This is a genomic window from Ruminococcus bromii, from assembly GCF_002834225.1.
GTDB lineage: Bacteria > Bacillota > Clostridia > Oscillospirales > Acutalibacteraceae > Ruminococcoides > Ruminococcoides bromii.
The window spans coordinates 220,236-242,126 of record NZ_NNSR01000073.1 but is presented as its reverse complement, the minus strand read 5'-3'; the positions used below and the strand labels follow the sequence as shown (position 1 = coordinate 242,126).

Sequence of the window (21,891 nt, the reverse complement as noted above, 5' to 3'; positions counted from 1 at the left end):
ATTAAACAATAGTGTCAATTAATACGGAATTATTATAGCATATTTGTATAAAATAAACAACCGAATTATGGCAAAATAAAAAAATTCACCCTTTGCCCAAATGGACAAGGGGTGAATTGTGCAACTTGCTTTTTTATTTTATGTTAAGCCGAAAAATATACAGATTTTCGCAAGTTCAATTGTGCATTTTAACGATTGATTCCCTAAAAAATCAGTTTTCGACAAAAGAAAAGGCTCTCAAAACGAGAGCCTTGAAAACTTGATTATTCGAGAACCGCACCCTGTGCGCCTGATGTAACAAGCTTTGCATAACGAGCAAGGTAGCCTGTTGTAATCTTGGGCTGACGGGGTTTCCACTCTGCCTTACGCTTTGCAAGCTCTTCGTCAGAAACGAGGAGATTGATTGTGTTTGCAGGAATGTCGATTTCAATCATATCGCCCTCTTTAACAAGTGCGATCGGACCGCCGACTGCTGCCTCGGGAGATACATGACCGATAGCCGCACCTCTTGTTGCGCCTGAGAAACGACCGTCTGTGATAAGAGCAACACAGTTGCCGAGACCGCTGCCCATAATAGCGGAAGTCGGGTTGAGCATTTCTCTCATGCCCGGACCGCCCTTAGGACCTTCGTATCTGATAACAACAACCTCACCGGGATTGATTTTGCCGTCATAAATTGCACTGAGAGCGTCCTCTTCGCAGTCAAACACTCTTGCCGCACCCTTGTGGTGCATCATTTCCTCTGCAACGGCACTTCTCTTAACAACAGAACCGTCAGGAGCAAGGTTACCCTTGAGAACAGCAATACCGCCTGTCTTGCTGTATGGATTTGTAACAGGGCGAATGATGTCCGTGTCCTTGATTTCACAACCCTTAATGTTCTCGCCTACAGTCTTGCCTGTTGCAGTGATAAGGTCTGTGTCAAGGAGTCCAACCTTTGTAAGCTCGTTCATTACGGCATAAACACCGCCTGCCTCGTTGAGATCCTCCATATATGTGTGACCTGCAGGAGCAAGGTGACAAAGGTTAGGAGTCTTTTTGCTGATTTCATTGGCAATGTCAAGGTTAAGCTTAACACCTGCCTCTTTTGCGATTGCAGGAAGGTGGAGCATTGTATTTGTTGAACAGCCGAGAGCCATATCAACAGTAAGAGCATTCATAAATGCTTTTTCCGTGAGAATGTCACGAGGACGGATATCCTTTTCAAGAAGTTCCATAACCTTCATGCCGGCGTGCTTTGCAAGCTTGATTCTTTCTGAGTAAACAGCAGGAATTGTACCGTTGCCCTGAAGTCCCATACCGATTGCCTCGGTAAGACAGTTCATACTGTTGGCGGTGTACATACCCGAACATGAACCGCATGACGGACAAGCCTTGTTTTCAAACTCGGCAAGCTCTTCGGCAGTAATCTTGTTTGCCGTGTAAGCGCCGACTGCCTCAAACATACTCGAAAGACTTGTCTTTTTGCCCTTAACATGACCAGCAAGCATAGGACCGCCGCTTACAAAAACTGTCGGAACATTAATTCTTGCGGCAGCCATAAGCATACCCGGAACATTCTTGTCGCAGTTAGGAACCATTACAAGTGCGTCAAACGCATGAGCCTTTGCCATAGCCTCTGTTGAGTCTGCGATAAGCTCACGGGTTACGAGAGAATACTTCATTCCCTCATGTCCCATAGCAATACCGTCACAAACAGCGATTGCAGGGAATACAATCGGAACACCGCCTGCAAGAGCAACGCCCTGCTTAACGGCATCAACAATCTTATCTATATTCATATGTCCCGGAACGATATCGTTCTTGGAACTTACAATACCGATAAAAGGTCTCTTAATTTCTTCTTCGGTAAGACCGAGAGCATTCAAAAGCGAACGCTGAGGTGCGGTACTTACGCCGTCCTTTATAACTGAACTTTTCATTGTAAACACCCTTTCCATAATTATCAAATCGGAACAAAATTCACATACAAGCCCTTCAATTGTTCCATAATAAAACACAGTGAAAATTTCTGTATCGTTAATCTTAATTTTAGCACATCGGCTGTTCAAAATCAAGTAGAGAACCTATATTGCCAAAATCATTTATTGCGGCTCAATCGTTGATTATTCTGCCCTTTTCAACATTGGGCATAATAAAGTTATCCCTTGAATATTCCCACAGCTTTTTTGAGCCGTCGGCAGTGTTTTTGTTGCGGTTAAGAATACTGTGCAGATGAACAATATGCTCAACCCACGCCTTGCCGTCGGTTGCATCATTGAGCATGGCGGGCTGAATGTTGTCCATTGTGTGAGCAAACTTTGCTTCGGCTGTTTCACCGCTTTCAAATTCAAGCCACAGATTCATCATCTTTTCGCCCTGATCTTCCGGAAGAAGTCCGAAAATTCTTTTTGCGGCTTTCATTTCACGCTCTGCCTGAGTTTTCTTAGCTTCCTCATCATAGGCATATGTATCGCCTGCGTCAATCTCGACAATATCGTGAATAAGAAGCATTGTCATTGTTTTAAGCACATCAATTTCGGAATTTGCATATTCGGAAAGCATAACTGTCATTATCGCCATATGCCATGCGTGCTCGGCATCGTTTTCCTTTTTTCGAGCGTCGGAAAGGTAGGTTTGACGGATGATGAATTTTTCCTTATCAATTTCCTTTATAAAATCAAATTGCTTTTCAATTCTTGATTTCTCCATAATGTTCCCTCTTAAAATTCAGGCCTGCACATGGGCACAGTGCAGGCTTTATGTGATTATTTATTTACTACAGGAAGTTTGGTTTTATCGTATTCATCCAGTCTGTTGCCGTAAAGGTAATAGTTTGTTTCTTTTACAACAACAGGCGAAAGCACAACTACGGCAATAAGGTTGGGAATTGACATAAGTGCATTGAAGATGTCAGCCATTGTCCAAACAAGGTCGAGCTTGATAACAGGACCGATGAGAAGAATAAATACAAAAATCAGCTTGTAAGGAATCATACCGCCTCTGCCGAAAAGATATTCAACGCAGCGTTCACCGTAGTATGACCAGCCGAGGATTGTTGAATATGCAAAAGCGGCAATACCGATAACAAGAATCGGTGTGCCGATTACGGGAATCTGCTGGAAGGCTTTGTATGTAAGGTCACCGCCGTCGGAAACATCAATTGCAGGATTTTTGATAATTGAGCTTACAAGCACAAGACCTGTCATAAGACAAACAACGACTGTGTCCCAGAAAGTACCCGTTGAAGAAATCATAGCCTGACGAACAGGGTTTCTTGTTTGAGCGGCAGAGGCAACTATCGGAGCAGAACCCATACCGGATTCGTTACTGAAAAGGCCTCTTGCAATACCGTAACGAGCGGCAAGCATAAGGCTTGAACCGAGGAAACCGCCTGCAACGGACTTGAGAGAAAATGCGTCCTGAAAAATCATTTCAAATGTCTTACCGAGAACATCAAAGTTCATGCCGAGGATAATAATACAGCCGAGAACATAGAAAACAGCCATAAACGGTACAAGAAGTTCGCAAACTCTTGAGATTGACTTGATACCTCCGAAAATTACAACGGCTGTAATTGCGGCAACAAGAACACCTACAATAATCGAAATAACCGAAGCGTCCTGACCGAAAAGATTCACCGTACCAAGGTCAAAGGTGTTGTTCATAATGTTTGAAATTGCATTAACCTGAACACCCGAACCGATGCCGAAGGATGCAAGCAATGCAAAAAGTGCAAAAAGAACGGCTAAAATTTTGCCGAGAGTTTTAAACTTAAATCCTCTTTCAAGGGCATACATGGCGCCGCCGAGCATTCTGCCGTCAGAGGTCTTTACACGATACTTTACACCGATGAGTGACTCGGAATACTTCGTTGCGATACCGAAAACACCGGTGAGCCAGCACCAGAGAACCGCACCGGGTCCGCCGAGTGCAATTGCAGTACCTACGCCTATGATATTACCCGTGCCGATTGTTGAGGCAAGTGCTGTTGCAAGAGCCTGAAACGGGCTGATGTCACCGTCTGAATCGGGATCCTTTGTCACCGAAAGTTTGATTGCCTTAAAAGTTTTTCTCTGTACAAATTTTGTGCGAATTGTGAGGAAAATGTGAGTTCCGAGAAGAAGGATAATCATAAACCAACCCCACAGGAAGTCATTGAAGCTATTCATCACAGCTGAAATCGCATCCCACATATTGTACGCCTCCTTGTTTTAGTATAATCCTACCCTGTTTAATATACAAAAGCAAAACCTGCTTTATGTCCGTTAATGTTTTTTACAAAAATCGTTTTACATCAATAAGGTTGTCTGCAACTCCGTAAAGAAGGGGAATTGCCTCTGCATTCGGACGGTCAAGGTCGGGAACCATAACCGTTTTACACCCTGCCGAGCTTGCCGACTTTATGCCGTTGAACGAGTCCTCAAGTGCAATGCAGTTTTCGGGAGCAAGTCCGAGTTTTTCTGCGGCATAAAGATAAATATCAGGTTCGGGCTTTCCTTTTGCAACCATTGACGCACAAACTATTTCGTCAAAATAATCGTAAAGACCGAGAGCCGAAAGATATTTTTTCGTTCTTTCCGGAGCGGTTGCGGTTGCAAGGGCAACCCTGTAGCCGTTCTGCTTTAAAAAGCCGAGAAATTCAGCAGCACCGGGCTTTGATTCAATGCCGTTTTCCGAGATGAACTTATCCATAAGCTCAATTCTTTTATCGTGAACCTTGCAGTAGTCAAAATTCTCTCCGAAAAAGCCCTTTAATTTTGCAATTGCAAACGGGCGAGCCATTGAACGAATACTGAGTGCGTGGTGCGTTTCCATAGGATAACCGTAAAAAAGAGCCGCCTCACACCAAAAACGGACATACAGCTTTTCTGTGTCAAGAATGACACCGTCCATGTCGGAAATAATACCTTTTATATCAGGATTCATATTTTACCTCCCGATTTTTTTAGATTCATATTTACAAACGCAATTCCGAGTGAAATCAGAATAAGCGAGATGAGCGTTTCGATTCTGAAAACATTTTCACCGAGCATAAGTCCCGACAAAACCGTTCCGAACACGGGAACAAGCAGATTGAAAACGGAAATTCTGCTTGCATCATGAAATTTGAGAAGTCCTGTCCACAGCGAAAATGCCGCCGCAGATACGAACGCAAGCCAGAGCAACACGGAAACACTTTCAACATTTATCAAACCAATACTGCCACCGCAGCATATGCCCGACACAAGCAGTATAAAACCGCCTGTTAAAAGCTGAAAAGCGGTTACAGGGAACGGATCTCGTCCTGTTGTGACTTTTTTCGCCACAATGTTGCCCGCCGCCGCAGATATTGTTGAAAAGAGAATCATCATATCGCCGAACCAAGTGCCCGTGCTGACAGTTCCGCCGAAATTGATTGCGATAATTCCGCCGAATCCGAGAATACAACCGATAATTTTCATCAGCGTGAGCCTGTCGTTTTTGAAAAACAACGGCACGAAAAGTACGGTAAAGAACGACGCACAAGCTGTTATTATAGAGGTGTTCGTTCCGCTTGTAAAACCGATTCCGATGTATGTAAAAATATACTGCAATCCTGTCTGAACCACTCCGAGCGAACAGACGGGCAGTATATCTTTTTTTGAAAGCGTCGGCGGTTTTCTTTTTGATATCCACAAAAAGAGAAACACCATAAATCCCGCCAACATAAAGCGCATTCCTGCAAAAATCAGCTTTGAGCCGATATCAGACTCCTCAATCTTAAAAGCAGAGTAGCCGACCTTTATAAACGGAAAAGCCGTTCCCCACAAAAGTGTGCAGAAAATTGCTGTTAAATATGCTATTTTTTTATTTTGTAACAGTTTCATTTTATTCATCCGGAAAAATTAACAATATCAGGTATATTGTAACACAAAAGTCAGAAAAAGAAAACCTTACAATTTCAAAAATTTGTTTATTCCGTAAACAGAATTTGCACCGTCACAACAGGCGGTTATAATTTGTCGCAGATTTTTTGTGCGGATATCCCCTGCAACAAAAATTCCCGACACGGATGTCTGACAGGTTTCATCGGCAATCACATATCCGTTGTCATCAGTTTTTACAAAACCCTTGACACATTCGGTTCTCGGTTCAAGACCTACCGCAACAAAAACTCCGTCAGTTTTCAGAATTTTCTCATTATCAAGCGTAACCGATTTAACCTTTTCGTCACCGTCAATTTTCACAACATTAGTGTTGTAAAGAATTTTGACATTGCCCGATTTTTCAAGCTTTTGCACAAGCACTCTGTCGGCTTTTAATGCGTCGCCCCTGTGAATAAGAAAAACCCGTTTGCATATATGAGAAAGATAGGTCGCCTCGGTAACGGCTGTGTTTCCTCCGCCGATTACCGCCACTGTTTTGTCTTTGAAAAAATAGCCGTCACACACGGCACAATAGCTTACTCCTCTGCCCTCAAACTTATTTTCACCGTCAATTCCCAATTTTTTGTGGGTTGCGCCCATGCAGAGAATAACAGATTTTGTCTTGACCTCGCTGTCGGAACATTCAAGGATAAAACCGTCATAATTTTTTCTTATGCCGACAAGGGATTGTCTGACAAAATTTGCACCGAATGACTTTGCGTGTGAATAAAAGTGCTGGATGAGATCAAAGCCTGCAATATCGCTGAAGCCCGTGTAGTTTTCAACCGCATCCGTAAGGGCAATTGAACTGCCCTCGGGTGATGCAGGATCAAGCACAATGCAGTCAAGTCCGCTCCGTGAGGCATAGAGCGCCGCAGTAAGTCCTGCCGCACCTCCGCCGACAATTACAAGATCATACAAGGCTCTCACCCATCTTTTCTGAGATTGCGGAAATTATTCTTTCCTTTGTCTGAACTCCCGACATACGGAAAACTTCCCTTCCGTCCTTAAAAAATAAAAGTGCAGGGATTCCCGAAATGCCGTAACGCTCCGTAAGCTCGGGATTTTCGTCAACATTTATCTTGACGGTTTCAAAACAATTGCTGTACTCACTGTGAATTTCTTCAATTGTCGGAGCAAGCATTCTGCACGGTGAACACCATATTGCGTAAAAATCCGCAAGAACAGGCTTTCCTGATTTAATTAAACCTTCAAATTCATTTTTCTGTATATTTTCGGTCACAATTACCACTCCGTAAATTATTTTTGATTATTGTTCCCTATTTGCGGAGAATTATGAAACCGAAATTTTATCAGCCTCGGCACTGTTGCAATATCTGTCCGATAATTAAAAATCGGTAAAATCGGTATAAAAATAAAAACACCATCTGCGAAAAGGCAAATGGTGTTTTGGCGCGCCGGAAGAGACTCGAACTCCCGACCTTCTGATTCGTAGTCAGACACTCTATCCAGCTGAGCTACCGGCGCATATGCGACTGTTTATCAGCCGCAATTAGTATAATATCACAACTTAACTTAAAAATCAAGTCTTTTTTTATTTTTTCCGGAAATTAGTCTTTGGCGTCAAAGAATGTAAAAAATGCTCTGTATGCCATATAGACATCTGTCTTGGAAACAATCTCAAACGGAGCGTGCATTGAAAGCACGGGAACGCCGAGATCGACAACATCGACATTCATATTGGCAACATACTTGGCGATTGTTCCGCCGCCGCCGCCGTCAACCTTGCCGAGCTCACCGACCTGCCAGAGAATATCGTTGTTCTCAAGCATAGCCCTGATTTTTCCCATATATTCGGCAGACGCATCTGATGTGTCATACTTTCCGCCGTGACCTGTGTATTTTGAAATAATTACACCGTTGTTAATGTATGAGCAGTTGTTAGCCTCATATGCAGACGCAAAAGTCGGATCAAATGCGGCATTTACATCGGCTGAAAGACAGGTGCTTTTTGAAAGAACACGGTAGCCGTCAACACCGTCCTGTTTTGCAAGGTCATAGATGAAGAAGCGGAGGAAGTCGCTCTGCATACCTGTGTTGCCGTCACTGCCTGTTTCTTCTTTGTCTGTAAGATATGTGATACAAGTCTGCTCGGGCATTTCAACATCAAGCGCCGCCATAACAGCCGGATAAGCACAAACCTTATCATCGTGACCGTAACCGCCGATCATGCTTCTGTCAAAACCGATATCTCTTGACTTGAAAGACGGGATAAGGCAGAGCTCAGCCGAAAGGAAGTCGCCCTCACAGATACCGTACTTCTCATTGAGTACAGCCATTACATTGAGCTTTACAAGGTCTTTTTCGTCGCTGTCTGCATCATACGGACGAGAGCCGAGGATAACATTGAGGTTTTCGCCCTCAATTGCCTTTGCCATTGGCTTTGACGCCTGCTCTCTTGCAAGGTGCGGAAGAAGGTCTGTAATGCAGAAGCAGCTTTCGTTCTCATCATCGCCCCAGCAGATGTCAACTCTTGTACCGTCAAGCTTTACAACCGAACCGTGAAGTGAAAGCGGAATTGTTGTCCACTGATATTTTTTAAGACCGCCGTAGTAATGAGTCTTAAAGAAAGCAAGATTGTTTGCCTCAAAAAGAGGATTCGGTTTGAGGTCAACTCTCGGGGAATCAATATGAGCAATTGCAAGCCTTGCACCGTTCTTAACACCGTTTTTACCAATTACGGCAAGAGCAACAGCCTTGTCACGGTTTACATAATAAAGCCTGTCACCGGCCTTATATTCTTTGTCCTGCTCATACTCTGCAAAGCCCGCTTTTTTGGCAAGCTCAACAGTATAGCGAACAGCCTCACGCTCAACGGGTGAGTTATCAAGAAACTTTTTGTAACCATCGCAAAAGCTGTCTGCCTTTTTAATTTCTTCCTCCGAAAGAGCCTTAACGCCCTTCGGTTCGGTCATCATAATTTTTTCCTTTAATAAAGTTGTCTTTGACTTTTCTTCAGCCATAATAACCGTCCTTTCTGTGCCGTAAAACACGGCAAAACTATTTTATTTTGAAATCCGCCGCCAAAGGCATCGGAACATCTTTGCACTTAATTAGATTGTGAATAATAAAGTTTTATATACATTTCCTTGGCACTTTCAACCTTGTCAACATAATTCTCTGTTTCGGGATACGGAATGGAATCAAGATTTTTTCCGTCCGAACTGTAATTTGTGTCGTTGAGCCAGTCGCTTACAACAAAGCCGGCATTATATGCGGCAATTGCCGAGCGTTCCGTGCCGTAATAATCGTAAAAATATTTTAAAAGATAACTACCGTAATCAATACAGATTTCGGGGTCAAACAGGTCATCCTCGGTGTACTGTCCCGCACAACCTCTTTGCTCCTGTAGCCACTCAAAGGACGATGGCATCATCTGCATAACACCCTTTGCTCCGACTCCCGATTCGGCTTTCGGATCAAAGCCGCTTTCCGTGTGGATTACGGCATATATCAACGCAGGATCAAGGTCATAATCCTTGGCGGCTTTTTCAACATATGTGCTGTAGGTGCGTGGATAATTCATCTCATCAAGCTTTTTCTTTGTGTCCTCGTAAAAGACCGAAACAAACACAAATACTGCCGCCGCAAGAATTGCAAGCACAATTATCCATGCCAAAATCGCCTTTCCTGCACTTTTTTTCTTTTTATATCGCCTTGATTGGGGCATCTTATCACCTCATCAGGTTGTTAATAGCCTCTGCCGCCTTTTGTGCGGCAAGCTCGACTTGCTCTATCGAAAAATTGTTTTCAATGACAATGTCGCTGTGACTTCTGAAAAATTCCTCGTCAAGCTGTGCAGACATTCTTAGCTCTGCACGGGAAATGTCAATGTTATCCCTTTTGCAGATTCTCTCAAGCCTTATTTCTTTTTTAGCAGTAACGCTTACAATAAGGTCGCAAAACACATCGGCACCGCTTTCAAAAAGCTGAGGAGCGTCATAAATCACAACGCTTTTGCCGTCTGTCTGAGCCTGTTTCGCCATCTGCATAAATACATATGTAACAAACGGATGAACAATTGAATTGAGCAAATGTGTGTTTTCTTTGCTTGAAAATGCTCTTTTGGCAAGCAAAGGTCTGTCAATGTTGCCGTCAGAAAGGATAATATCCTGACCGAAAACACCCGAAACAGCCTTTAAACATACGGAATCGGGAGTGTAAAGATTTTTTACAATCTCGTCAGCATTTATAACACACATTCCGTTTTTGGCAAAATATGCCGAAACCGTGCTTTTTCCCGCACCGCTCTGTCCCGTAAGACCGACAATTTTAATTCTGTTCAAGGTCAATCACCTCAAAGCCTGCCGCTCTTATAAGACGGTTGTAAACAGCCATTCCGACACCGTTCGTTTTTGGCAGTCTTGAATATACAACCTTAACGCTGTCGTCCTCATCAATTCTGCGAAGCTCGTCAAAAAGCGTGTGAGCCTGTCTTGTATAGTCGTTTCGTTTTCCGAGAGAGAAAACGGGAGTTTTCAAAAGCGGAATATCCTCGTCGCAACAGAGTGCCGCAACTCCTTCAGCCGCCTTTTTGTTTACATAATCAATATATTGCTCATCGTTGCAATTAAGAAGTATTACTCTCGCCCTTGGCGCATAGTGCTTGTACTTCATACCGGGGCTTGCAACCTTAACATTGTCTGCAAGTTTGTGCAGTACTGCATCATCAACTTCAACCTTGCCGAGAACACTCTCGAGCATTTCAACCGTAATTCCGCCCGGGCGAAGTACCCTCGGAACATCTCCCGCAAGAGTGATTACCGTGCTTTCAAGACCTACCTCACTTGCACCGCCGTCAAGAACAGCGTCGATTTTGCCGTCCATATCGTTCATAACATGCCGTGCGGTTGTCGGACTGGGTGAGCCCGAAATATTTGCCGAAGGTGCGGCAAGAACCGTACCCGATTCACGGATAATCGCCTGTGCGGTTTTGTGGCTCGGAAAACGGATTGCAACCGTGTCAAGTCCTGCCGAAACTTCATTCGGAATAACATCCGACTTTTTCATAATCATTGTGAGCGGTCCCGGCCAGAACGCATCGGCAAGTTTTTTTGCCGTGTCGGGAATTTTCGTCACAAGGTTAAGTCTTTCAATATCGGAAAAATCGCAGATGTGGACAATCAGCGGATTATCCCCGGGTCTGCCCTTTGCTTTAAAAATCTTCTTTACGGCCTCGGGGTTGAGTGCGTCAGCCGCAAGTCCGTAAACTGTTTCGGTCGGGATTCCTACAACACCGCCGTTTTTAAGCAGCTCTGCGGCGGTTTTTATATCTTCCTCTGTATTTTTTAACAACAATGTTTTCACAATTATCACCGGATTATTTTTCCATACTTTCTTTGAGCTTTTCGGCTCTGTCAGCAGCAACAAGTGCGTCAATCACTTCGTCAAGGTTGCCGTTGAGAATTTCTTCAAGCTTGTAGAGAGTAAGACCGATTCTGTGGTCGGTTACTCTGCCCTGCGGATAGTTATATGTGCGGATTCGCTCACTGCGGTCGCCCGTACCTACCTGCATTTTTCTGTTTTCGGCAATTTCACTCGCCTGTTTGTCCTGTTTTTCCTTGAGAAGTCGGCTTTTGAGAACTTTAAGAGCCTTGTCCTTGTTCTTGTACTGACTTCTCTCGTCCTGACACTCAACTACCATACCTGTGGGCAAGTGAGTGATTCGGATTGCGGAACTTGTTTTGTTGATATGCTGACCGCCTGCGCCGCTTGAACGGAAGGTGTCAATTTTGAGGTCATTCGGATCAATTTCAAGCTCAACATCTTCTGCCTCGGGCAAAACCGCAACAGTTGTTGTCGATGTGTGAACTCTGCCCTGACTTTCGGTTTCGGGTACTCGCTGAACACGGTGAACACCGCTTTCGTACTTAAAGCGTGAGTATGCACCCTCGCCCTCAATCATAAAGGAAATTTCCTTGTAACCGCCGATTTCGGTTTCATTGGCATTGATAATCTCGATTTTAAAGCCCTTCTTTTCGGCATACATCGAGTACATTCTGAACAGAACCGCACTGAACAGAGCCGATTCCTCACCGCCTGCACCGCCACGGATTTCAACGATAACATTCCGTTCATCGTTCGGATCCTTCGGCAAAAGCAGAATTTTCAGCTTCTCCGAAAGACTTTCAATATTATCCTTAGCCTTGTTAAGCTCTGCCTGAGCAAGCTCTTTAAGCTCTTTGTCGCTTGTTTCCTCAAGAATTTCAAGGCTGTCTTTTTCGGTCTGAACAGCCTCTTTGTATTTACGGTAGGTCAAAACGATTTCCTCAATCGACTTGATTTCCTTCATAATTTTCTGATATTCCTCGGGATTGCCCGCTACTGACGGCTGGTAGAGCCTTTCGGAAAGCTCGGAGTACCTTTTGTCAAATATTTCGATTTTTTCAAACATATATATCTTACTCCGTCAAAATTTTTTTAATATTTTTTTCAATCTTTGCACGGGGCGCCATAACCTCTCTGCCGCATTTTTCGCATTTTATCTTAAAATCCATTCCCACACGCAGAATTTCAAAGGTTTTGCAGCCGCATGGGTGCTGTTTTTTCATCTCAACTCTGTCGCCAACGCTGATATTCACAAAAATCACCCTCCTGCAAATTTTTTACATTTTTCACATTTTGAATTTCTATGATTATTTACATCACTTTAGAGATGCAAATAATCTGCACTTAGATTATACAACAGAGATTTAAAAATATCAACCAATGCCGATAATTCCGAGAAGTCCCGTGTATTCAAGCGAAAGGGCAACGGGAATTGAAATCAGCAGAGAAAATGCACTCTGTTTTACATCCTTGAACAAAATTCCGATGCTTGCAAGCCAAAGTATAAATTCGGGGAAGTACAGAATTCTGAAATCGGCAAAGTTGAGATTAAATGCAAAGCAACAGAATATTGCTATGAGTACGGAAGAAATTCCGATTGCAAGCGCACCCCGTCCCCTTGCATACCAAATCAGAAATGCCAAAAACGGCGATACAACAGCAAGAATCAGCCACCTCATAAGGTACGGAATATCGGGATAAAAGCCTGCAAAAACACTTGTCCACACATAGTACCCTATTAACATTCCCACAAAAAACGCAAAAACATTAATTCCTGCTTTTAAGGGAGATTTGCTGAATACGGCAAGGCACACGGCAATAAATATCCACGGTGCCGTTCTGCCCAAAAAGTTTGACAAATCAAGCCAATCGAGAAAGCTCGGCAGTCTGTTCAAATCAAGAAACTTTGCGACAATTCCCATGCCACCGCCAAAAAGCAGAGCAAAGAATGTTGTCATAATTTGTTTTGGTACGGACATTTTGCCCGATACCTTTCGGGTTTTATTCAAAATTTTTAACATAAAATCCTCGTTTCATCTACATCAAAAGGACTTCTCAAAAAAGAAGTCCTCTTTAATCTTAATTATTCCGCACTGTTTTGCTCACCGAAAACCTTTAAAATTTCGTCCTTGTGAGCCATAATCGCATCATAGCCCTCCTGAATGGTTTCGTCAACGCTGTCCATTGAGAAAAGCTGTGTGTTTTCGTTCTTGATATCAATTGCGAGGTCAGCCATTTTCTTTGACTCTCTTGTACCGTCAATTGAATAAACATCAAGCGCACGCCAAATAACCTTAATAAGACCGCCCAGGCCTGCGTCGGGATTGTAGTTCATAATATCAAAGCCGATTGCAAGAACCTTGCCGACGCCCATATCACGCAGAATTTTTACGGGCAAATTGTCCTTTGAACCGCCGTCAATAAAGTTGTACTTGTCATAAGGACAGGTTGTGTAAATTGCAGGGAACGACATACTTGCACGAACAGCAGTTTCAAGCGGAGCGCCTGTTATGTAGTGAATATGCTCGTTTTCAAGATTTTCTTCCTTGGTTGTAAAAATACATTCATCGGTTGTAAGCGTGTCAACCGTACAGATTGAAAGGTTAATCGGAAGATTTTCAAAGCCTGTTATTCCTTTTTCATTCATAATGTCACGGATAACATCTTCAATCAGTTCACCCGACTTGATGCCGTCTTTCTGAATCTTTTTATTTAGAATAAGCTGTGCAAGAGATTTGAAAATAAGGCCGTTGTCGATTTCGGCAAGAGTTTTCCAATGCTTTTTTGCAACTCTTTTCATTTCATCGGAATCACAGCCCATTGCAACGATTGCCGCCATTGCCGCACCCGAGCTTGTACCCGAAACATACTGCGGATGGATTCCGAGTTCATAAAGAGCCTGAACAGCACCGATGTGAGCAATACCTTGAAGTCCGCCGCCCGAAAATGCTACACCGATAGAATTTTTGCGATCGATTTTATCCGAATTCATTTTAAACACCTCTGTTAATAAAAACGATAAACATTGCAATACGACTCGGTTTCAACAAAATAGTCGTACCAGTTGTAGAAATCTTCAAAGCTGTAATCAGCCTGAATAAGCTCATAATTCTTAAATTTTGTGTTTTCCGTTATGTATTTAAGCACATCATCTTTGTCTGCAAGGCGGGAAACATAAACCGTTACCTCGTCAAGTGACGCAAGCTTTTTGTCCGTTTTGAGTTTTTCCATGCTGTCGGTTTCCTGCTTATTTGTGTCGCCGTTAAACATAAATGCCTCGGCAAGCGAAGAAACCTTTCCGTTGGTGATAACTCCTCGTTTTTCGGCAAATTCTTCAAGCTCATCACCGAGAGTCGGAGAGAACTTTGAACTCTGAACAATCATTGTGCTGTCGTAGTTCATAAACTTGTCAATACACTTGTTCCATTCAAGCATTGCAGTTCCGACAAAAATGCAGTTGTCTGTCTTTGGCTCATAGAGATTTGTTTTGCCGTATGTGTAATAGGGCTTAACCGTAACAAACGCTGTGACTGACGCAAGCAAAATGCATACAGGCACGGCAAGGCGTATCTTCTGATTTTTGAAAAGTGTGAAAATTCTGATGAACGAGAATGCAAAAAGCATCGCAATCAGCGGAAGTGACGCCATAACATAGCGGTCGCTGTTAAATGGTGAAACAAGTGAAATGCCGATGAAATAGCAAACTGCCGGAACTACGGCAAACATCGCCTTTTTAGGAATTTTTACCTTTTTCACAAAACGGAAATAAATTCCGAAGCCGATAACTGCGGCTGTACAAAGTCCGAGCAGCCAAACCTGATTGATGAACATATCCTTTGCAAGAATCTGAACATAGGTGCAAAGCTTGTAGAAAACATAGGTCACAACCGTAATCATATCAAGCGCCGACATATCAAGCGAACTGAGTCCACGGTTGCCGCCGAGTACATTCGAGATTATGTACGGATAAATGCAGAGTGCAAGTCCTGCACCGACAACAGCCGCAATAATGTACTTGATAAGGTCTTTACCGCACTTTTCCCTGATTTTGAGCACAAGGAAAACAAGTCCCGTAAGTCCTGCAAAGAGGATGAAATAATACTGGGTAAGCACACCGCAAAGCACTGTAACTGCAAGCAGAATGCAGTCCTTTATGCTGACGGTGTTCTTTTTTTCATAGAGCTTTATGCTCATATAAACGAACGCAAGCACCCAGAAGGTAAGCGTTGCGTACATTCTCAGGTAAATTGTCGTGGTAATACACGCAATACTCAGAGCATATGCCCCCACACCGATCAAGGCATAAAGATTGTTGCCCGTGATTTTCCGTCCGATTTTATAAAGCATAATCAAAATGCCTGCCATGGCAAGCACATTTATTGAATAGGCAAGCCATTTTGAGAACACGCCAGGAAAGAACGAACAGACCGTGTGAACAAGTGCGTAATAGAGAGGCGGATGCGACGCATCTATAATCTGATTTTCATATACCTGAGCATAGTCGAATCTGTCATCGGGCGACACGGCAAGATACTCGCTGAAATCTTCGGGACTGTTCCAACCCCCGTCAACATTAAGCTGTTTTGAGGAATTTGCAAGGTTATAGGTCAGAAGCTCGTCCTCATGAAAGCCCTGTTTTGCAAACATATAAACCGTGCTTATGACAAGGCTCACCGCAATAATAACCGCAAGAATTATTCTTGCCTTTTTGTTGTCGATTTTCATATAAAATTCTCCGTAATAATCAAAATTAAAATCAGCCGACAATTTTGTGCCGTTCAAACGGCAATTTTCGGCATTCCGCATTTAAATGATTATACCACAAATACGGTCACAATAACAATAGACTTTACAAAAATTTTGTATGTGATGCGTTTTCGGACAAACAAAAATGCCGACAGAAAAATCCGTCGGCACAAATGATTTGTAATATTTTGATTATTTTTTAGCTGTTGTTTTCTTTTCGGCAGGCTTTTCCGCTTTTACGGTTTTGCTTTCAGCCTTTACGGCAGTTTCGGTTTTCTCGACTTTTTCAGCCTTAACTGCTTTTTCTGTTTTTTCAGCTTTTTTCTCAACCTCAGCAGGAGTTTTCTCCTTAACTGCTTTTACTGCCTTTTTAACGGGCTTTTCGGGAGCGGGTTCTGCTTTCTTTTCAACCTTTTCAGCGGTTGCTTCTGCCTTTGCAGACTTTGCCTCAACCTTTACTTTTTCTGCCTTATCTTCCTTTTTTGGGGCAGCCTTTGCCGATTTCTTTGCCTTTTCGGCTTTAAGCTTTGCAAGAGCGGCGTCCTTCTTTGCCGTAGTCTTTTTCTTTACGGGAAGAGCCAGCTTCTTTTTAAGCTTGAAATACATAACAGCAAGCGGCGGAACTGTGATTTCCATTGAATAGTTGAGCTCGTGGTCTTTCTTCTTTTTAGCCTTGAGCTCGCCATCGTTTCTGATTCCGCAACCGCCGAATTCTTCAGCCTCGGAGTTGAACACTTCTTCATAAATACCGTATTCGGGCACACCAACAACATAGTTATCGTGCTGAACAGGCTGGAAGTTACATACGCAGATGATTTCACTGCCGTCATAAGCAATTCTGCGGAACGAAATGATGCTGTTCTTGTAGTCATCAAGTGCAATCCACTGGAAACCGTCCCAATCATAGTCGTTCTCATGCATGGCAGGAACATCACGGTAGAACTTGTTTACCTCAGCAAAGAAGCGGTTAAGCTGACGGTGCTTTTCAAATGAAAGAAGGTTCCATTCAAGCTCCTCGTTCGCATTCCACTCGTCAAACTGACCGATTTCACTGCCCATGAACATAAGCTTCTTACCCGGGTGAGCCATCATATATGCCACAAAGCCTCTCACACCGCTGAACTTCATATCGTAGTCGCCCGGCATTTTATTGATGAGAGAACCCTTGCCGTAAACAACTTCATCATGAGAAATCGGGAGCATAAAGTTCTCGGAAAAAGCATAAACCATGCTGAATGTAAGGGTGTCGTGGTGATAATTTCTCCACAACGGATCAAGTGAGATGTACGAAAGCATATCGTTCATCCAACCCATATTCCACTTGTAGTCAAAGCCGAGTCCCATATCCTTAATCGGATAGCGTGTAACATTCGGCCATGCCGTACTTTCTTCGGCAATCATCATAGCCTCGGGGTGGAACATATGTACAACCGTGTTGAGCTTCTGCAGGAAATCAACGGCAACAAGGTTTTCTCTTCCGCCGTATGCGTTTGCAATCCACTCGCCGTCTTTTCTGTTGTAGTCAAGATAAAGCATTGATGCAACGGCGTCAACACGGATACCGTCAACATGATACTTGTCAAGCCAGAACATTGCAGATGAAAGGAGGAAGCTTGTTACCTCATATCTGCCGTAATTGAAGATATATGTACCCCATTCCTTGTGTTCGCCGATACGAGGATCTTCATATTCATAACAGCCTGTACCGTCAAATCTGCCAAGACCGTGTGCGTCCTTCGGAAAGTGGGCAGGAACCCAGTCAAGGATAACGCCGATGCCCTCTTCATGACATCTGTCCACAAAATACATAAGGTCTTTCGGCTCACCGTAACGGGATGTTGCGGCAAAGTAGCCTGTAACCTGATAGCCCCAGCTGCCGTCAAACGGATATTCTGTAAGAGGCATAAACTCAATGTGAGTGTAGCCCATATTCTTAACATAAGGAATAAGCTCATCAGCAAGCTTGCGATAGCTGAAAACATTGCCATCCTCATACTTACGCCAAGAACCTGCGTTTACCTCATAAACATTGATAGGCATATTCTTGTGCGGATGCTCTTTTTTGTAGTCATACCACTTTTCATCATGCCACTCGTAGCCGTTAATCTCGTAAACACGAGACGCGTTGTCGGGACGAGTCTGACAATGAAAAGCATAAGGATCTGTTTTAAGCTTTCTCTCATGCCACGGGGTTTCGACACAATATTTATAGCAGGCAAACTCCGGAATTCCCTCAATAAACAACTCCCAGACGCCGCCGTCCGAGATTTTGTACATAAAGTTTGCGTCATTGTTCCAGTCGTTAAAATCACCGACCACCGAAACGGACAATGCGTTCGGCGCCCAAACTCTGAACACAACGCCCTGACGACCGTCCCAGTTCACAAAGTGTGAGCCTAAAAATTCATAAGCGCGAACAGATTCGCCCTGCAGGAACTGATCCAGTGGAGCTCTTTCGTCATTGATTTTAAAAGCCATAGTAACCCTCTTTTCTGCGATTGTAGGCAGTCTTTCAATATTATAAGAACAGTATAATATATTTTCACCAAATATACAAGTGGTAAAAACGATTTTTATGTAAATAATTTTGTCGGTTTGTCTGAAATATTGTCAGTTGCTGTGAAAATAGTTCCAAAAAATAGTCAGGGAATGCGTGTTTCATCCGTAATTTTTATTTTTGACACACTTATCCCATACTGTTATAATATACAATAACGAAAGCATAAACAAGCGACAATTACGCTACTTTCGTCGGAAAACCAACTAATTTTAAAATCAGGTGATTATCTTTGGACATAAGAGTTATAAAAAGCAAGAAAAGTATTTTTGACGCATTTGTAAATCTGCGTTCAAAAAAAGAACTGCGCAAAATTACCGTTAAGGAGCTTTGTGAAAAAGCACTCATCAACAAATCTACCTTCTACACATATTATGAAGATATGTTCGACCTTTCGGATAAAATTGAAAGCGAGGTAGTTGACGGCATTGTAAGTACCATAAGCAATCCGCAGATGATGATTGACGAGCCCGTAAAATTTTATCGCAGTCTTTTGGGCGCAGTGTCTGAAAACAAGAAATTGATTGACACGGTATTTTCGGGTTCACAGCATCCTAATCTTATCGTGAAGATTTCAAAGTCATTAAAGAAAATGACCTTTGAAAATCATCCCGAGTACATAAATGATAAAAAAATCTGCACAATCCTTGACTACGCAATCTACGGCGGATACTATGCCTTTGTTGAAAATCAGGAGAACACAAACGATTATTCGGATGAACTTATTGAATCGGTTTCAGTGATTTCCGAGCATATGACAAAACTCATAAAAGCAAGCATTCCAACCCTTAAGAGCAATAATACATAAAAAGACTTTTTGCATATTTTTCAAGCTGTATTATTCATTAATTTGTGCAAAGTGCGATTTTTGTCGAACTTCAAAATATTTATTTAAAATTGCTGTCGATTGTGATAGAATATATTCGGTTTTATAAGAGAGAAAGGAGAGTCGGTCAGACTGCCGTTTATGAGGCGTTTGAAGTCTGTCCGAAAAAGAAGTTATGGAAATTAACACACTTGATATTCTGAAGAATCTTGCCATAATCCTTGTTGCCGCAAAGCTTCTCGGTATTGTTGCCAGAAAGCTCGGCGCGCCGCAGGTTGTGGGTGAGATTATTGCAGGTCTTATCGTAGGACCTTGTATGCTTAATTTTGTTTCGTATGACGGGTTCATCTCAGGTATGGCTGAAATCGGCGTTATTTTGCTGATGTTCTCGGCAGGTCTGGGAACGGATCTTAAAGAGCTTATCAAAACAGGACCTGTTGCATTGCTTGTTGCGTTTGCCGGTGTAATCGTTTCAGTTGCAGGCGGTGCGGCTGTTTACCTTTTATTCGGCTTTGGCGACGGCGACCTTGCGATGCTTGAGGCTGTATTTATGGGAACAATTCTTGCGGCAACCTCGGTTAGTATCACTGTTCAGGCTCTTAAAGAGATGGGACACCTGAAAGGAAGGGTTGCAACAACAATTCTTTCAGCCGCAATTATAGACGATGTTATCGGCATCGTACTTCTCACCGTTGTAATCGGTTTCAAAAGCCCCGATGTTCAGCCTGCGTCCGTTTGCATCAACATTGTACTTTTCTTTGTTCTTGCATTTATACTCGGCTTTGCACTTTATTTTCTCTTCAAGTGGCTCGACAAACTCTGGCCGCACTCAAGAAGAATTCCGATTTTCGGTCTTGTTCTCTGCTTTGCGTGTGCATACTGCGCGGAAGAATTTTTCGGAATTGCAGACATCACAGGCGCATATGTTGCAGGTATTATCCTCTGTAACATCAAGGATTCACAGTACATCGAAAGAAAGATGGATGTCAGCTCGTATATGATTTTCGGACCTGTATTCTTTGCAAGTATCGGACTTCAGACAAGCTTTAACGATTTCAACCTTTCAATGCTCTGGTTCTCAATTGCACTCGTTGCAGTTGCACTTTTGACAAAGGTTATCGGCTGCGGCGGTACGGCAAAGCTTTGCAAATTCAATATGCCCGACTCGCTCAAAATCGGCGTAGGTATGATGAACCGTGGTGAGGTCGGTCTTATCGTTGCCAAGAAGGGACTTGACACAGGTCTTATGGCACCGCAGTTTTTTGCTCCTATTATTATTCTTATCATCGTTTCATCGCTTGCAACACCTATTCTTCTCAAGGTAGTTTACAAGAAATGGCCGGGTAAAGAAAATGAGGAGGCAGACAACCGTTCGGAAAAGCTTGCCGAAAACGAAAAGTATCTTACTCAGGAAGTTGTCGGTGCAACCTACAACATCACAGAAGATAATTTCAAAGATAAAAGCAAAGACGAATAATTTCATACAATAACCTAAAAGGACAAATGACAGTCATCAAGTCATTTGTCCTTATTTTTATATCTGTAAATTGTCAATCGTTATCGTAAAAATCTTCTGCACAGGGCAAAAAAGCCTTGTCAAATTCACTTTTCGGCAAAAGCCACAGCTTGATGTACATTGCAATCGGTGATGCAGGCGGCAGAACTGTTATATTAAGCCCGTCAAATTTCAGCTTGCTTTCGTAATAAAAGCCCTTGCACGCACCTGTCAAAAACACGGGAAGATTCAGTTCTTTTGCTTTTTTACAAAAGTCGTTCAAAGCCTTACCGTCTGTATTCAGCGTACCCGAATGGAAGCCCTCAAGGAGAACGGCTTTTACATTTTCCGTAATTTCAGGGTACTGCATACCGACCGTTGCGGAAATTTTCAGCACATTGCTGTTATCCGAAAGTCGGACGCTTTCATCAAAAGCAAACTCGCTTTTTAATGCCTTGTAACGGATGTTCTTCACAAAAATTCCGTTCTGAATTTTACCGTAGCTCTCGTCAAAAATGCTGTGCAATTCGTCGCTGTATGCCGAATGTGCAAGCAGTCTTGACGCTCTGTGAATTGTCACGGGCAAATCAGCATTTTTATACGAAACAAAAACACCGTTTCCGCTGCCTGATTTTATAAAGTCAATCGCACCGACAAAATTTTCAAAGCCGTTTGAACGGCTGTCATCAAGCGGATAATTTGCCGAAACAAGCACAATCGGCACATTTAAGCCGTCAAAAATATAAGCAAGAAATGCAGATGTATATTGTAAAGTGTCCGTTCCGTGAGTTACAACAATGCCGTCATAGCTGTTCAAATCATAGCTTTGCAGACAGTCGGCAAGCTTGTTCATGTGACCCCCCTCAAGATTTTCGCTGAGGACGGTATAAGGCTCAGCCGTGTCAAAATCAACATCGCCGTACCTGTCAAGATACATCTGCGTGAGCATATATTTCTGCTCATTGTCGGGTGAAAGCACCTCGCCCTTACGCACACAGCCGATTGTACCGCCCGTAAAGACAACAAGAATTTTCATATACTCACCTCTTTC

General features: G+C 43.0%; 20 protein-coding genes and 1 tRNA gene. 2 read left to right on the top strand and 19 right to left on the bottom strand.

Annotation, left to right across the window (positions count from 1 at the left end):
* Positions 1–263 precede the first annotated feature (263 nt).
* The 18 genes from ilvD to glgB form a co-directional block, all read right to left on the bottom strand.
* Positions 264–1,922, bottom strand: a complete 1,659-nt coding sequence (gene ilvD / locus RBATCC27255_RS09855; RefSeq protein WP_101029839.1) for a dihydroxy-acid dehydratase — start codon at positions 1,920–1,922, stop codon at positions 264–266.
* A gap of 172 nt (positions 1,923–2,094) precedes the next feature.
* Positions 2,095–2,691: an HD domain-containing protein gene (locus tag RBATCC27255_RS09850; RefSeq protein WP_015523302.1), complete on the bottom strand. Its 597-nt coding sequence runs from the start codon at positions 2,689–2,691 to the stop codon at positions 2,095–2,097.
* Positions 2,692–2,747: 56 nt separating this feature from the next.
* Positions 2,748–4,175 carry an alanine/glycine:cation symporter family protein gene (locus tag RBATCC27255_RS09845; RefSeq protein ID WP_101029829.1) on the bottom strand — a complete coding sequence of 476 codons (1,428 nt, stop codon included), beginning with the start codon at positions 4,173–4,175 and terminating at the stop codon, positions 2,748–2,750.
* Positions 4,176–4,257: 82 nt separating this feature from the next.
* Positions 4,258–4,908, bottom strand: a complete 651-nt coding sequence (locus tag RBATCC27255_RS09840; protein WP_101029828.1) for an HAD family hydrolase — start codon at positions 4,906–4,908, stop codon at positions 4,258–4,260.
* Entirely contained in the window at positions 4,905–5,828 is a 924-nt protein-coding gene (locus RBATCC27255_RS09835; protein ID WP_169923330.1) for a DMT family transporter, read from the bottom strand. The genes RBATCC27255_RS09840 and RBATCC27255_RS09835 overlap by 4 nt, the downstream gene beginning before the upstream one ends.
* Positions 5,829–5,894: 66 nt before the next feature.
* Positions 5,895–6,788 (bottom strand): NAD(P)/FAD-dependent oxidoreductase, encoded by an 894-nt coding sequence (locus RBATCC27255_RS09830; RefSeq protein ID WP_169923329.1) that lies wholly within the window; start codon positions 6,786–6,788, stop codon positions 5,895–5,897.
* Positions 6,781–7,110, bottom strand: coding sequence for a thioredoxin (trxA, locus tag RBATCC27255_RS09825; protein WP_206602221.1), 330 nt, complete (start codon positions 7,108–7,110; stop codon positions 6,781–6,783). Before trxA ends, RBATCC27255_RS09830 begins: the two co-directional genes overlap by 8 nt.
* 168 nt (positions 7,111–7,278) lie before the next feature.
* Positions 7,279–7,355, bottom strand: a tRNA-Arg gene (locus tag RBATCC27255_RS09820).
* Between the two features lie 83 nt (positions 7,356–7,438).
* Complete coding sequence (locus RBATCC27255_RS09815) at positions 7,439–8,851, bottom strand: aminopeptidase (protein ID WP_101029824.1); 1,413 nt, start codon at positions 8,849–8,851, stop codon at positions 7,439–7,441.
* Positions 8,852–8,937: 86 nt separating this feature from the next.
* Positions 8,938–9,507 carry a lytic transglycosylase domain-containing protein gene (locus RBATCC27255_RS09810; protein ID WP_169923328.1) on the bottom strand — a complete coding sequence of 190 codons (570 nt, stop codon included), beginning with the start codon at positions 9,505–9,507 and terminating at the stop codon, positions 8,938–8,940.
* Positions 9,508–9,562: 55 nt separating this feature from the next.
* Positions 9,563–10,174: a dephospho-CoA kinase gene (gene coaE / locus RBATCC27255_RS09805; protein ID WP_169923327.1), complete on the bottom strand. Its 612-nt coding sequence runs from the start codon at positions 10,172–10,174 to the stop codon at positions 9,563–9,565.
* Positions 10,161–11,195, bottom strand: a complete 1,035-nt coding sequence (locus RBATCC27255_RS09800) for an L-threonylcarbamoyladenylate synthase (protein ID WP_169923326.1) — start codon at positions 11,193–11,195, stop codon at positions 10,161–10,163. The genes coaE and RBATCC27255_RS09800 overlap by 14 nt, the downstream gene beginning before the upstream one ends.
* 13 nt (positions 11,196–11,208) lie before the next feature.
* Positions 11,209–12,282, bottom strand: coding sequence for a peptide chain release factor 1 (gene prfA / locus RBATCC27255_RS09795; protein ID WP_101029821.1), 1,074 nt, complete (start codon positions 12,280–12,282; stop codon positions 11,209–11,211).
* Positions 12,283–12,289: 7 nt separating this feature from the next.
* Positions 12,290–12,469 (bottom strand): DUF951 domain-containing protein, encoded by a 180-nt coding sequence (locus RBATCC27255_RS09790; RefSeq protein WP_101029820.1) that lies wholly within the window; start codon positions 12,467–12,469, stop codon positions 12,290–12,292.
* Positions 12,470–12,589: 120 nt separating this feature from the next.
* Positions 12,590–13,237, bottom strand: coding sequence for a hypothetical protein (locus tag RBATCC27255_RS09785; protein WP_015522819.1), 648 nt, complete (start codon positions 13,235–13,237; stop codon positions 12,590–12,592).
* Positions 13,238–13,299: 62 nt separating this feature from the next.
* Positions 13,300–14,208 (bottom strand): patatin-like phospholipase family protein, encoded by a 909-nt coding sequence (locus RBATCC27255_RS09780; protein ID WP_101029819.1) that lies wholly within the window; start codon positions 14,206–14,208, stop codon positions 13,300–13,302.
* Positions 14,209–14,222: 14 nt separating this feature from the next.
* Entirely contained in the window at positions 14,223–15,941 is a 1,719-nt protein-coding gene (locus tag RBATCC27255_RS09775) for a glycosyltransferase family 39 protein (protein WP_169923325.1), read from the bottom strand.
* Positions 15,942–16,154: 213 nt separating this feature from the next.
* Positions 16,155–18,440 carry a 1,4-alpha-glucan branching protein GlgB gene (gene glgB / locus RBATCC27255_RS09770; RefSeq protein WP_101029817.1) on the bottom strand — a complete coding sequence of 762 codons (2,286 nt, stop codon included), beginning with the start codon at positions 18,438–18,440 and terminating at the stop codon, positions 16,155–16,157.
* A 311-nt stretch (positions 18,441–18,751) separates the two neighbouring features.
* On the opposite strand from glgB, the gene RBATCC27255_RS09765 reads away from it, so the two are divergent.
* Complete coding sequence (locus RBATCC27255_RS09765) at positions 18,752–19,327, top strand: TetR/AcrR family transcriptional regulator (protein WP_101029816.1); 576 nt, start codon at positions 18,752–18,754, stop codon at positions 19,325–19,327.
* A gap of 193 nt (positions 19,328–19,520) precedes the next feature.
* The gene (locus tag RBATCC27255_RS09760) at positions 19,521–20,822 is read left to right on the top strand and encodes a cation:proton antiporter (RefSeq protein WP_101029815.1); all 1,302 of its coding nucleotides are present in this window, start codon (positions 19,521–19,523) and stop codon (positions 20,820–20,822) included.
* A 73-nt stretch (positions 20,823–20,895) separates the two neighbouring features.
* Here RBATCC27255_RS09760 and RBATCC27255_RS09755 read toward each other — a convergent pair whose 3' ends face one another.
* Complete coding sequence (locus tag RBATCC27255_RS09755) at positions 20,896–21,876, bottom strand: asparaginase domain-containing protein (protein WP_101029814.1); 981 nt, start codon at positions 21,874–21,876, stop codon at positions 20,896–20,898.
* Positions 21,877–21,891: the final 15 nt, after the last annotated feature.